This window comes from Pedobacter polaris, from assembly GCF_005116505.1.
GTDB lineage: Bacteria > Bacteroidota > Bacteroidia > Sphingobacteriales > Sphingobacteriaceae > Pedobacter > Pedobacter polaris.
The window spans coordinates 94,112-108,358 of record NZ_SWBR01000003.1 but is presented as its reverse complement, the minus strand read 5'-3'; the positions used below and the strand labels follow the sequence as shown (position 1 = coordinate 108,358).

Here is a 14,247-nt window from a genome sequence, read left to right as displayed (position 1 = left end):
TTATGTTTATCGTACTTTTTCTACTATTTTAACTTTTGAATTCCAACGACTAGCCGCTCCAATTAATGCAGCATGTTCATTTAATTTTGTTAATCTGATGTCAGTGTCTAAGTGAAATGCTTTTAGATTACTAATTAGATTTGGCGCAAATAAGTCAAACGCTTGAGAAATATTACCTCCTAAAACCACAACTTCTGAGCCTGTATTTTTAATAAAATCAGCTAAGAAATGACCTAGCGCCCTGCCAAACTCATTAAATATTTGACGAGCATAAGGGTCTTCGTTTACAATTGCTGCCAATTCTTTAACACCAGCAATATCTTTTTCGGTTAGGTCTTTATATTTTTTCACAAACCATCTGGTTGATAAATAATCTTCGGCAATACCACCTAAAAACTCAGAGTTCCAGAGTTCAGCATCTTTCGCTACTCCATTTATAGAAATAGCAGATCCAAGACCAGTACCGAGGGTTAAACCTAGCGCATTGTTATACCCTTTAGCTGCACCGCAAAAAATTTCGCCATGCATAAACGCAGCAGCATCATTTACAAACTTAATATGTGCTGTTTCCATATTTAATCTTTCAGCCAGTTCTTGCTTAATATTCAGCTGGTATAAAGCATTAAATTTATCTTGATCTTTAATTAAAGAAACTCCATTTTCATAATCAAACGGACCAGGCATAGCAATACCTATTCTTCTTTCCTTACTTAAGTCATTACCAAATGCATTATTTATAACATCACACCATGCGGTGAAAATTTCTTCAGCATTTCCTCTAGAATCTACAGCACTTCGCTTAATGGAATCTTGAATTAAAGTTCCTGTTTCTAAATCTACTAATGCAGCAGTTATATGTGAGCCACCTATATCAACACCTAATACAGCAGGTTTTTCCATTCTTCTCTTTTATTTATTTTCTACGAATATACAGGTTACTAAAACCTTTTACTTACTTAGCGAAAACGGCTTATCAGCTTTTTCTACTCCTCTATTTAAAGCCGGCTTATTGTCCATTTCTAATTTTAAAACCCCTCCATTAGTGATATCACTATGGGTTATAAAATTATGTGCATAAGGTTTACCATTTAATGTTGCAGATTTGATGTAAACATGTGTTGCATCATTAGCTGGCGCTTCAATAACGAATTTTTTTCCGCCCTCTAAAGTAAGGGTTATTTTTTTAAAAAGTGGGCTACCTATCACGTATTCATCTGTTCCTGGTGTTACACTATAGAAGCCTAAGGCACTTAAAACATACCAAGATGAAGTCTGCCCCTGATCTTCATCTCCAGGGTAACCATTCTCTGTAGCATCGTACAATTTGGTCATAACATTTCGTGCATGAAACTGCGATTTCCAAGGCTGATTAGCATAATTATAAAGGTACACCATGTGTTGAATAGGTTGGTTTCCGTGGGCATATTGACCCATATTAGCCATCACCATTTCTGTCATTTCGTGAATCATGCCTCCGTAAGTTCCAACATTCACCTTATTTGGTTCACTAAAAACAGAATCTAGTTTAGAAGTAAAATTTTCATTACCTCCCATTAAATTAATCAAGCCCTGGGTGTCTTGAAAAACCGACCATTGCCAATGCCAAGCATTCCCCTCGGTAAATGGTCCTCCCCATTCAATAGGATCAAACTTGGATGACCACTTTCCATCCGCACCTTTACCTCTCATAAATCGAGATGAAGGATCGTAAACATTTTTATAGTTATACATTTGGCGAGCAAAAATATCAGCGTAAAAACTATTTCCAGTTTGTTTGGCCAATTCATAACCGCAAAAATCATCATAAGCATATTCTAGCGTTTTTGCCGTTGCCTCTCTATATTTTGGATAGGGAACATAACCTAATTGAAAATATTCCTTCCATCCATCCCTTCCATTTGCTGGTCCCCAAGGGCCTTTATTTGTTGCTTCATGATAGTAAGCATCTAAAGCTTCTTTTGGGTCGAAAGTTCTAATTCCTTTTACCCAAGCATCTGTAAATAAGGAAATGGCATGATTACCAATCATACTTCCAGCCTCACTCGGAAAAGACCAGGAAGGCAACCAGCCACATTGTTTATAAGCATCTAACATGGCCTGCATATATCTCCCATGCATTTCTGGATGCATTAATGTGTTTAATGGAAATTGAGCTCTGAAAGTATCCCAAAAGCCAGTATCAGTATACATGTAACCAGGGTGAACTTTTCCATCGTATGGACTGAAGTAATAAGGCTGACCATTTTTGTCTATCTCATAAAATTTACGCGAGAACAAACTTGCTCTAAAAAAACAGGAGTAAAATGTAGCGATATCTTTTTCTGAACCTCCCTCTACCAAAACTTTACCAAGTGATTTGTTCCAAACCTCAGCTGCATTTGATTTAGTTTGCTCTAAAGTTTTATCTTTACCTAGTTCTGTAGTAAGATTTAGTTCTGCCTGTGCTAAACTAATGTAGGAGGATGCAATTTTTGCTTGTACTTTTACACCGCCCTTAAATTCTATATAAGCACCTTTACCTAAACCCTCAGCTGATGTTGAGTCTGCTTTAACTGTATTTGTTCTATTTTCCCAAGTCCCAAAGGCTTTAATTGGTTGATCGAATTTAATAACAAAATAACTCTTCCACCCTCTCTTAAAACCTTCTCCGTTATTTACCCACCCTGTTATTTTATTTTCTTTAGGAAATATCTGAACTCCACTTAACCTGGTGTAACCATCTAAAACCAAATAGCTCTTTTTACCCTTTGGATAAGAAAAACGTAGATGAGCACCTCGTTCTGTTGGCGAAATTTCGGTAGTAATTTGATTATCGAATGTTACTTTATAGTAATTTGGTTTTGCAATTTCATTGGCATGGCTAAATTTTGCCTCTCTGTCATTTTCGTTTACTACCAGTTTATCAGACATCGGCATTAATGAGAAAACGGCATAATCCCTTGTCCATGAACTGCATTGATGTGCTTGCTGAAAACCTCTTATTTTATCTTTAAAATATTGATATTTCCAACCATCTCCATTTTTTCCAGTTTGAGGAGACCAGGTATGCATTCCAAAAGGTAAAGCAGTAGTTGGATAAGTATTTCCTCTCGTTAATTCATGCTTTGAGTTTGTTCCTTGCAATGTATTTACATAATGCACCAAATCCTTTTGTTGAGCCAAAAGTCTCGTTGAAATTAAGCAAATAATTAATAGGGTAATTAATTTAAGTTTCATGTTTGTGTGTGTGTTTACCAGTTGATGTTAACCTTTACTCCTTCGCTATAATTAGCAAAGCCTAAGAGTAAAGTTTTAGAATTCTCATCCCACTCATTTTTTAAAAGTTGTAAATCTTTTTCGTTCACTCTTGCTGTTATTGCTTTTGGTTTTTTAGGCAATAAAATCCGCATGGTATTAAGGGTTTTAGCAGGGCTTTTGATAAGAAATGAATAAGCGTTTTTTGTAATGGTTGTAGCTTGGTCCTCTAACCTACCAGCTGCCGCCAAAACCTGTGGTGTATTTTTATTGGTTACTTTTAAAATATCGAAAAGATAAGATTGTGTTCCTGGAATTGTCGTTTTTTGTTTAATAACAGGCAATTCTGGATTAAATAAATCGATAAACAACCCATTTAAAGTTAATGGCTCAGTTTGTTTATTTTCATCCAAAACCGCAGCAATAACGAATGGTCCTCGCTCTAAAACAAAATTGTTTTTAAAGATTAGCTTACCTGCTTTAGCATCATTCTCGTAAGCACTTTTTACATTGGCTAAAAATTCCGTATCACCATTTGTTTGCATTACGAGTTCTTTTGGATCTTTTCTTACCAAGAAAACTTTGCCTTTTCCTACCGGATATTCTTGTTTGTCTTCACTTTCCTTAATCCCTAACAGCTGAAACAAATGGGCTGATGGGGCTTTGTAGGTATTACCATTTGTATTCCACCATTCTTTAACATTCTGAAATGGGTCCGTATCTTTTCCATAATATAAAAGCACTCCCCCATTTTTAACCCATTTTGTTAAATCCTCATGAAAGCTTGCAGCCAAAGGCTTCATATTTGCATAACTCATAATTAAAACCTTAATGTCTTTTAAGGTATTTTTATTAGCTAAATTTTCAATATGAACTGTTTCAACAGGCACACCTTCTTTTAACAATGGTATTGCCATACCATAAAAATTACTCAATTGAGGATCATCATATCCTGCATGTGTAGGAAAGCGTTGAAACATCATAGAATTAGAAAGTAAAACACCAATTCCTTTCGATCCATTTAGCGTATTTTTAGACAAAGGCATTTGGTTTAAAGAGTTAACCATTATTTGCATCTGAGTAGCATATGCAGGAGAAATCCCTTGCTTTTCTTTTTGCCCTTCTACATTAAATTTTCCTTTGTAAATGCGATTTGGCCAAGGCATTACTTCATAATTATCAACCATAGGGTATAATAACTGCGCAGTAAATGTGGCTTGGTAATTTACTTTGTAATCATCCCAAGATCTTGCCCTATCTTCTATTGGGTCGGTTAAAAAAAACAATTTCCTACCAGTTGGAGCAGTCATTGAAACCATTGAGCCATACTCTAAAAAAGCATTTTCAAAAACACGTTCTTTTTTTACTCCATTATAAAAAATTGGCTCCCGAGAAGTTCCTGTCCAAACCTGTGCAATGTAACCATCCATTCCATCTAGGTTTGCTAAACTAGCCTCTGGACTTACAATTTGCCAAGATGAATAATTAATTAAAGAATGTGTTGGCACATAACATTTAACCCGTTTCCCCTTACTTTCACTGTAAGTTTTGATGTACGTAAAAATTTCTTTTAGCGCATTAAAATAAAGCTGATATTTTAGTTTAGATGACAGATACGTTGCTTCTGGAGATTCGTGTTGAGCTATCCATGGATAACCATAGTAATTTTGCCATTCTTTTTTAAAGGCGTTACTATATCCAGCTCTTGCCCAAAATTCTGGCTCTTCTAAATAAATACCTGTAACACCAGCATCTATCGCTCTTTTAACATGGGTTTTCATGTATGTTAAAAAGTTAGTAGATGGAACAATATAGGGTACATTTTGCCCATGCCAAATGGTTTCTCCATTTCGCATCACTTGACCTTCATCTAAATGATTTTTACCATCCCATTCACCTAAAAAATAATCTTTGTATTGGCCCCAAGCAATCCCGGTCATAAAATGTACTTCATAACCTTTATCACGATAGCCCTTTACACGTTCTTCAAATTTCCCTCCATCATCATTAATGCCATAAACCATAGCTATGTCTGCTCTTACATCATAATCGGCACTCCAAGGGGCTGATGCTTGGAAAGAGGTTTTCTCTTTGGATTTAGACTGTGCTAAAGCTTCAACCTGTACAATTAATACAAATATGGAAGCAATTAATAAGTTTAGCATTTTCATATAGTGCTTAATTAGTCGGAATAAATAATTGCATTAAAGCTACTGCACTGCTAGATTCGTAAGATTGAACAACACCTGTTGGGCAAGCGATCTTATAATTTCGGTGCATAATGCCACGTCCAAAATCGCGATTACCCCAAGCTGTGTTGGCATTATAAATTGCCCATTTCGCATAATCACCGGCTGGATATGCTTTAGCTAAATCTGCCAAATATTGAGCGAAAATTGCTTTTAAAACACCTTGTTCATTCCAATCACCTTCAGCAGGTAGAATACCAGTCGCATCACTCATCGTATTCTTCGTGTAATTAGCTGCTATTTTAGCATCGTCTAAGTAACTTTGGTTATTGGTGTTTTTATAAAGTAGAACAGCCGCACCAATTAATGAACCTTGATTATAAGTATAATCTTCAAAGCCTGGATTGTTATTTCCAACTTTATGATCGGCCACTCTACCTTTAGATATGTCAAATAGATTCTCTCTTGACCAAGTGTAAATCTCTTTGGCTTTGGTTAAATAAGCTTCATCTTTAGTAATGTTGTATAATCGCATGGCTGCAATTACAGTTGGGAAGTTAATACAAGCATTTTTTCCACTGTGTTTAAAATCCCAAAACATGCCTCCTTTTACAGGATCATATGAACCATTCCATACCTTGGTAAAGCCAGATTTTGCTTTATCTAAATAAACTTGATTTTTTGTGATTTCATAGGCACGTGTTAAAGACATTACCCACCACATCATATCATCATAAATAAACCATTCTACAGAATTATCCCAATTGTAATTATCATAGCGTTTTGCGCCACCCTCATACATATCGGTTATTAATTTATAATGATTTTGATCTTTTGTCCTTTCATAAACATTCATTACGATATCCCAATAAATTGCTTGTGTCCAAATAGAACCAAGTCCTTTTTTTTCGGTTGTGCTATAATATAGTTTATCAGTAGGACTGTAATAGGCTGTATTAAATGAATTAAATGCTATAGTTGCATCTGTAGCAGAATACATATTCTGAGGCTGTACAGGAAGAATTGGTTTTGGTGTGATTTCTGCCTCTTTCTTTTTACTACAAGAACTGAAAACCAATAAAAGTATTAAAAATGAGAGCGTAATTTTATTTTGAACGGAACTATTTAAATCAAGGAGATTTGCCATAAGAATATACTTTCAACGGTAAAGAAATTCAAAGTAGTGTTACACCATTAAATGATGCAACACTATTTGATTATTGTTAATTATTGAGGAAGTTATTATTACCACCCAGGATTTTGTACCATTAAATTATCCGAGTTCACATCCTTTGAAGGAATAGGAAACAAATAATGTCTCTTAGAAAATGTTCTTGTTTCAAAAGGGATTACTGTTAAGAAGCCTGGTAAATTCTGCGTAATATTTAATCCATAAATTGGACCATTATCTGTTGTTTCAGCAATTTTCCATCTTCTTGTATCAAAATATCTTACGTTTTCGAAGGCAAGCTCAGATCTGCGTTCTTTTCTTATTGCATCACGCATTAATGCTTGAGTTGCAGGTACAGGAATTTGGCCAACACCAGATCCGTATTCTGGAATACCAGCTCTATTTCTAATCTGATTTAAATAAATTAAAATATCTGCATCTCCCGGAGTTGCTTCATTTAAAGCCTCAACATAGTCTAAAAATAAGTTACCTACGCGATATAAAATCACTGGGCGATTACCTTCATTCCAGTTACCTAAACCTTGAGCTTTTCTAACAGCATAACCTGTTACTGTGTAATCATTACCACCTGTTGCTTTACCAGAGTTACCATTGTTGTTAAATTGTGTAATTACATTACCAAAATTTGTATTTAACCAAACACTATTGTGGTAAGTGATATTCACATAAAAACGTGGTTCACGGTTAACCCATTGGTTATAAGTATCAGTTGCAATTGGACTTCCTGGTGCACGGTAATTTGTAGAACCTGAGTTAACATAACCTGAAGCAGGATCATCAATACTACGCCCATTTGCGGTAAAGAAAGCATCTACTTGATTTTGTGTTGCACCCAAACCTGCCGAACCGCGAACCTGAGAGTTTGACCCATTATGGTAAGGAGTCATTTCATATTGACGAGATCCAATAGATGATTCAATACGTGACATGATGATTTCATTATTGAAACGATCGATGAATAAATCACGACATGATAGATAAGGGTCAAAGGTACCAGATGAATTATTTTTTCTATATAAGCTATAAGTACTAGGAACAAATTGCTGGATATAAGCTTTATAAGCATCAGCAGCTTTTTTCCATTTGTTTACATCAAAAGTTTGACTAATTAACTGTTTACCATCCTTATTTTTTAGACCAGCTAAATCTGCATTTCCATTGTACAAAGGACTGGCAGCTAACAGCAGCGCTTGCAACTTATAACTTAGTGCCATACCTTTGGTAATGCGACCATAATTATCGTTATTAGAAGGAGTTACTGGTAAATTAGCTGCTGCCGCATCTAGCTCACTTGTGATATAATTAACACACTCATCAAAACTACTTCTTGGTAAATGCAGCGATTCTGTAGGTGCATCTGGTTCAATTGCATTATCGCCAATAATTACAACCGGACCATACGTGCGAATTAGATAGAAATAGTACATCGCCCTCAATGCTCTTGCCTCATTTTTATATTGTGTAATTAATTGAGGTGTAATATCTTGATTAACTTTATCAATATTTGCCATAAAAAAAGTAGCTGAGCGAATGCCACGATAAAAGTTGTTCCAATAATCGTTTACGAAACCACTGTTAGCATCCCAACTACCAATGTTAATATTGTTACATTGATTAAAGCCCCAAACCCATTCTGCTTCGTCAGATGAGCCTGTCCAAACTCCGGCATTACGACCAGTATTTGGATTACGTTGTCCGAATTCATCAGGAATTTGACTATAAACATTAGCCAAGAATTTCTCTGCTGTTATCCTAGTTGTGAAAGTTTGATCAAGGGTTAACCTATCATCAGGTACCTGATCTAAAAAGCCTTTTTTACACGATGATGCTAGTGTTAAACTTGCTACAAGTGTGATATATAATATTTTTTTCATTGCTGTACTCCTTAAAATTTAAGATTTAACCCTAATGATAATGTTGCTGTTAACGGGTATCTGTTGCCATTTGCTCTACCACCTGTGTTTAATTCTGGATCCCACAGTTTCCAATCGCTAAAAGTGAATAGGTTAGTACCGATTAAATAAACTGCAGCATTCTTAATTTTTACTTTTTCAGTTAGCCTTCTAGGTAAGTTATAACTCAATTGAGCAGTTTTAAGCCTTAAGAAATCTACATCCTTAACCCACCATGAACTTTCTAAAGTGTTGTTAGTATTATCTGCTTCACCATATGCTAAACGAGGATAAAAGGCATCTTGCCTTGGGTTTTCTGGCGTCCATCTGTCAGTTGCAACAGTATAGGCATTACTTAAACCACCACCACCATTAAATGGAAATATACCTGAACCTCCTAACATAATATCTGCACCATGCACACCTTGAAAGAAGGTACTCAATGCAAAACCTTTGTAAGAAACATTTAAACCAAAGCCATAAACTTTGTTAGGGATATCACCGCGACCAATGTAAGCTTTATCGTAGTCATTAATTAAGCCATCATTATTCAAATCACTGTACTTAATATCACCTGGTTTGATAGATGATTTTGATCCTGGCGTAGCACTTGCATCAATTTCTGCTTGGTTATCAAAAAGTTTTTCAGCCTTATAACCATAACGTCCAAGAACGTTATTCCCAATGCGTGACATCCATGGATAAGGTTGTTGTGGACGATCATCACTTATAATTTTATCTTTATTATAGGTAAATGTTCCTCTAAATCCAAGGTCTACTTGACCAATTTTAACATTATATTCCAACGTAGCATCAATACCACGGTTATCAACAATGCCTAAATTACCAAATGGCTGATTTGTTAAACCAATATAGCCAGGAATGGACTGACGTTGAAAGAAAATGCCAGTTCTATATTCTTTAAATATATCTACGATTAGGTATAAATTATCATTAAGTGTCCTGATCTCCATACCTAAATCTTGTTTACGAGATTCGGCCCAACTAGCATCAATACCATAATCAGTAACATTAATACCACCTGGATTAGTGAAATTTTGACCAAACTGATATCCTGTAGCATTATCTGCCACCAAAGTTAGGTAAGCAAAACGACGACCAGGTAAATCACCGATACCAGTAACACCATTAGAGTATCTAAATTTCATGAATGAAATCACATCTTTAATTGGTTCCCAGAATTTCTCATTTGATGGTATCCATCCTAAACCAAAAGCCGGGAAAGTTCCAAAGCGTTTATTTGGAGCAAAAGACTCCGATCCATTGTAACCCAAATTGAACTCAGCAAAATAACGGTCATCGTATGAATAAGTAGCTCTTGCGGCCAATCCTAGATTCCTAAAAGGAATTGATGACGTAAAATCACCTGCAAAAGGTTCCGTACGGTCTTCAGAATAGCCCAATACTAAGCCACCAACACGATGCTTGCCAAAAGAACGATCATAGTTTATTGAACCCTCAGCATAGAACTTGCGGTTACCGCCTCTTGAAGGTTCATAAGTAAGGTAATTTTGTGCACTTGTAAAAGTTTGTATTAAATCTAAACTTCCATCAGCTTTGTATGGATTATTAATATCTCTCAAGAAAAAAGTGCTTTCACGTTTTGAACGTTTAATAGAGTTGTTACTAGCATTATCAAATGCTCCCATTACTGACGCAGAAAGTCCTTGAGTAAACATTTTCAAATCCTGTGTAACTCTAATGTTACTATAGAGTTGATTTCCATATTCAGTTCGGTAGCCACGGCGGGTTAAATCTGCATAAGGATTTCTAAAACCTCCATTTGATGATCTTCCAGGAACAAGTCCATTAGGATAAATTAAAGGGTATTCTACCGGAGAAACATCTAATGCAGAACCAAAGATAGATTCTGTAGTTTCACCAGGATAATTCCCGCTAGACACATACCCTTGCAAACCTAAATCCAACTTAGTTGTTCCAGTTAATTTCAAATTTAGATTACTAGTAAAATTGTACCTTTTATAATCCATTGCTGAGTTATATGAAGCTAGATCAGATGTTTTTAAGAAACCACCTTCGTTATAATATGCTAATGAAACATAATATTGTGCATTATCTACACCACCACTGGCATTTAAATTTGCACGACGAATGTGGCTATAATCCTTAAATAACTCTTCCATCCAATTTACGTTAGGGTAAACCAATGGATCAACTCCCGAAGCAGTTCTATTGATGTAGTCTTGAGAATATTTAGCAGCCTGACCTCTTCCTGTTAATGCTTCATTGGCAAGGTTCATATAAGTTACCCCATCCAAAGCTTCAGGATGCCTAGTAAAAGTACTTAAGCCTTCATTGTAATCGAAAAAGATTGAAGGCTTACCCACCTTACCTCTTTTAGTATTTACCAAAATGACACCATTTGCACCTCTTGCACCATATACAGCAGTTCCAGAAGCATCTTTAAGTACCGTGAACGATTCAATATCTTCTGGATCGATGTTAGAAATGCTACGAGCCACCCCATCTACTAAAATTAACGGAGCACTACTACCCCCACCAAAAGTAGATATACCACGTACCCAAATATCAGCCGCACTTCTACCAGGCTCACCACTACGTTGTACACCAACAACCCCAGCAATTCTACCTGCTAAAGATTGCGTAACACTTGCTACAGGAATTTTTAATTCTTTGGCATCAATAGTTGATTGAGCTCCTATTAAAGAAACTTTACGTTGGGTACCGAAACCAACAATAGCTACTTCTTCTAGTTTATTCTCACTGGGTTTAAGTTGAATATTAAGGCTTTTTGAAGTGCCAACTGTTACTTCTTGTGTTTCATAACCTACGTAGGTTATAATTAACACTGAGCTTTCTGATGGAGCACTTATAGAGAAACTACCATTAACATCTGTTGCTACAGTGATTAATGTACCCTTTACTTTTACACCAGCTCCGGGTATAGGTGATCCGTTTTCGTCTTTTACAATCCCTCTAATGGTAATATCTACAGAGGAATTCTTTAATTCATTTTTAAAATCTCGCTTCACATTAATATTTTTAGCTTCAGCTGAAACATTAAATGATAAGCAAATTGCCATGGATAAAGCGCTAATTTTGATAGCACCATCCTTCACCATCAGCTTTCGCTGGATGAGTCTAGTAAATTTTTTAGTCATACTTTTAAGGTTTATTTTGGTTTTATTAGGTTACTATTTTTTAGATTTTGTTAATATTGTTTTCTATTTTTCCATAGGCTTATTTTTAAAATTCCATTGGTCTGCTAATAGTTTGATGAAATATCCACCAACAACGCTTCTTGCTTGAAAACCTACCATTTTCCCATTGGTGGTCTCATGCCAATCACTAAGAGGCACTTTGCTTTCCGTTTCTGTCGCAAAACGATAAATAGGTTTAATGAATTTTTGAAAATCCGCTTGATTATCTGTTAGCGTTGCTGTCCACATAATCCAATCAGATTTAGTATAACTTTTACGGCTATCTAGTGGTAAGCCAAAAGCATTTTGTTTAGTTAAGTAGTAACTGATTTCTTTTTTATAAACCTCAGTCGGAAATAAATTGAGTTTTAAAAGTTTATCCCAAACCAAGTTGTATTTCTGACTCCAAGTATTTTTATCATTAAAAGTCAATGCATAATGGTTTCCATCATCAGCTAATTGCATCCATTTTTGCACCATTGCCAATGCAGCGTCTCTAACCTTTTTAGCTTCTTCTGTTTTACCAAGTTGATTAGCCATTTGGGCATACGCGCCTAATGCCACAATTGCCTTCACAGACAGGTTTGAATTTCTTGCCAAGTGGCCAGCAAAATCATCAGTACACAATTGGTTTGCCGGATCAAATCCTTCCTTTAATAAATACTCACTCCATATTTTCAATACATCCCAATGCTTAAGTGCATAGTTTGCATTTCCTTCAGCTTTTGCAATCGCTGCAGTTAATATGATCATGTTCCCAGCCTCTTCTACCGGCATATCTTCGCCATAGGTTTGACCATTTGCTAACGGGTAAGTACCTAGGTCATGAGCAGGAAAAGGTTTTTTCCATCTTCCACTTTCTGAATAATAGAAAATCCCGTTTAACATTCCTTTCAATAACTCAGGACTATAAATTAAAAACTGAGGAGCTGATGGATAAGTAACATCAACTGTGTTGATAGAGCCATTGCTGAAATTTTCCTTTGATAAAAAGAGGATGTCTCCATTTGGTGCATATACAATTTTATGAGCAGATACACTTTGACGATAAGCTAGCTTGCATAAATCTGCATATTCTTTGCCCCCTGCCTTAAAGGCATCCTTATACAGTTTTGCATCAAAAGCAATACATTTAGTCTTTATGATAGGATATGTTGCACTAGCATTTGCGAGTTGATCTTCAAAATTTTGGGAACCTGATTTTTTCCAGATTGGTAATAATTGCTCACCAAAATATTCTACAGATTTAAGATCATCATAGCCTAACATCATATATTTTTCAATAGATGTAGACCCAATAGTGCCAAATGGGATAACACTATTTAAATTAAGTTGCTGCTCATTTAGCTTTTCATTTTCTTTAGGATATTTTTGATTTATGAAAGCTGAAGCACTTTCAAAAGCCCCACTTATATATTGTGTAGCTTTAAATTTCTCTGGAACTGCCACATACATGTAGCCCCAATCAATTCTAATATCATCCCCTTTCTTTTGCAAAATTGGCTGCTCTACTGTACCTGCCTTTAATATAGATAGACCCTTTGCCGAGCTTTTCCAAGCAGAAACTGGTTGGTTGTTTTTATTTACAGCAATATTTGAAGAAGCACTAAAATATAAATCCACCTTGTGCGACTTGGCATCATTAGATTTTACAGCATAACTGATATAGCTTATTGGTCTCGCAGTTAGTTTAATGTCGTTCAGCAATAAAGGCGATGTAAATGAGACTTCTAAATTTACTTTGCCACAAGTGAAAGCATATTTTGTGGTTGTAGCGTTAACAGTAACCTTTGTTTGCTTTGCTTGCAATACTTTTGTGCCTGTAGCTATATCTTCTACAATTCCTGCGTCTAAGTGTCTGCCACCTGCCGTATTTTTTACATGTATAGCTAAAATATTCTCTCCTTTTTTTAGAATTCCATCTGCAATTGGGATATTGATAAACTCATGTACCCATCCTTCTTTTTGGTAAATCGTTTTACCATTTAGATACACAATAACATTATCATCGTGACTAAGGCTTAAATATTTCTTGGCAAGAGTTAAATCATTAATTGTGAATGTTCTTCTATAATATAAATCATTAGTAGTCCACTTGGTGTTAGCATCCTTTTCATCACCAAATGGAGCTGGTCCTTTTTGCCATTTAGAATCATCAAAAGTTATAGCTTTCCAGTTTGCTTCTGGTTGTGAAAACGAATAGTTGGTCTCATATGCAGCTTGTGTAGCATTTGGTAACAAAACTTTATATGATTTACTTTCCTCACCTAAAAATTTGTAGAATTCATTATCAACTTTTAAAATACCAACTAATCCTTGGTCTCTTCCAGTCCAATGTTTAGTACTGCTTTCGTTTAATTGGTTGTCGAATGACCAAACACTAAAATAGGTATCGTGTGTAATTAATGGATAAGCAGGGGCTTTATCTTGTGCCTTTAAATTTAAAGCGAACAAAAGACATAAAATGGCTACTAAGTAACTTTTTTTCATACAGATTTGGTTAGTGTTTAAATTACTAAAACGTTTTACTAATGCTA

At 35.5% G+C, this 14,247-nt stretch carries 7 protein-coding genes; all 7 read right to left on the bottom strand.

Annotated features, from left to right (window positions below):
• Positions 1-6 precede the first annotated feature (6 nt).
• Positions 7-900, bottom strand: a complete 894-nt coding sequence (locus FA048_RS12515) for an ROK family protein (protein ID WP_136841494.1) — start codon at positions 898-900, stop codon at positions 7-9.
• 48 nt (positions 901-948) lie between these two features.
• Positions 949-3,216, bottom strand: a complete 2,268-nt coding sequence (locus tag FA048_RS12510) for a GH92 family glycosyl hydrolase (protein ID WP_136841492.1) — start codon at positions 3,214-3,216, stop codon at positions 949-951.
• A gap of 14 nt (positions 3,217-3,230) precedes the next feature.
• Positions 3,231-5,405, bottom strand: a complete 2,175-nt coding sequence (locus tag FA048_RS12505; protein ID WP_136841490.1) for a hypothetical protein — start codon at positions 5,403-5,405, stop codon at positions 3,231-3,233.
• A gap of 7 nt (positions 5,406-5,412) precedes the next feature.
• Positions 5,413-6,570 (bottom strand): glycoside hydrolase family 76 protein, encoded by a 1,158-nt coding sequence (locus FA048_RS12500; protein ID WP_136841488.1) that lies wholly within the window; start codon positions 6,568-6,570, stop codon positions 5,413-5,415.
• Between the two features lie 98 nt (positions 6,571-6,668).
• Complete coding sequence (locus FA048_RS12495; protein ID WP_136841486.1) at positions 6,669-8,489, bottom strand: RagB/SusD family nutrient uptake outer membrane protein; 1,821 nt, start codon at positions 8,487-8,489, stop codon at positions 6,669-6,671.
• Between the two features lie 11 nt (positions 8,490-8,500).
• Positions 8,501-11,671, bottom strand: a complete 3,171-nt coding sequence (locus FA048_RS12490) for a SusC/RagA family TonB-linked outer membrane protein (RefSeq protein WP_136841484.1) — start codon at positions 11,669-11,671, stop codon at positions 8,501-8,503.
• A gap of 63 nt (positions 11,672-11,734) precedes the next feature.
• Positions 11,735-14,200 (bottom strand): glutaminase family protein, encoded by a 2,466-nt coding sequence (locus tag FA048_RS12485; RefSeq protein ID WP_136841482.1) that lies wholly within the window; start codon positions 14,198-14,200, stop codon positions 11,735-11,737.
• Positions 14,201-14,247: the final 47 nt, after the last annotated feature.

Bases quoted from the DNA above. Each gene is read 5' to 3' on its own strand.
- FA048_RS12515 (WP_136841494.1), bottom strand. From the start codon at position 900: ATGGAAAAACCTGCTGTATTAGGTGTTGATATAGGTGGCTCACATATA.
- FA048_RS12500 (WP_136841488.1), bottom strand. From the start codon at position 6,570: ATGGCAAATCTCCTTGATTTAAATAGTTCCGTTCAAAATAAAATTACG.
- FA048_RS12495 (WP_136841486.1), bottom strand. From the start codon at position 8,489: ATGAAAAAAATATTATATATCACACTTGTAGCAAGTTTAACACTAGCA.
- FA048_RS12485 (WP_136841482.1), bottom strand. From the start codon at position 14,200: ATGAAAAAAAGTTACTTAGTAGCCATTTTATGTCTTTTGTTCGCTTTA.
- FA048_RS12510 (WP_136841492.1), bottom strand. From the start codon at position 3,216: ATGAAACTTAAATTAATTACCCTATTAATTATTTGCTTAATTTCAACG.
- FA048_RS12505 (WP_136841490.1), bottom strand. From the start codon at position 5,405: ATGAAAATGCTAAACTTATTAATTGCTTCCATATTTGTATTAATTGTA.
- FA048_RS12490 (WP_136841484.1), bottom strand. From the start codon at position 11,671: ATGACTAAAAAATTTACTAGACTCATCCAGCGAAAGCTGATGGTGAAG.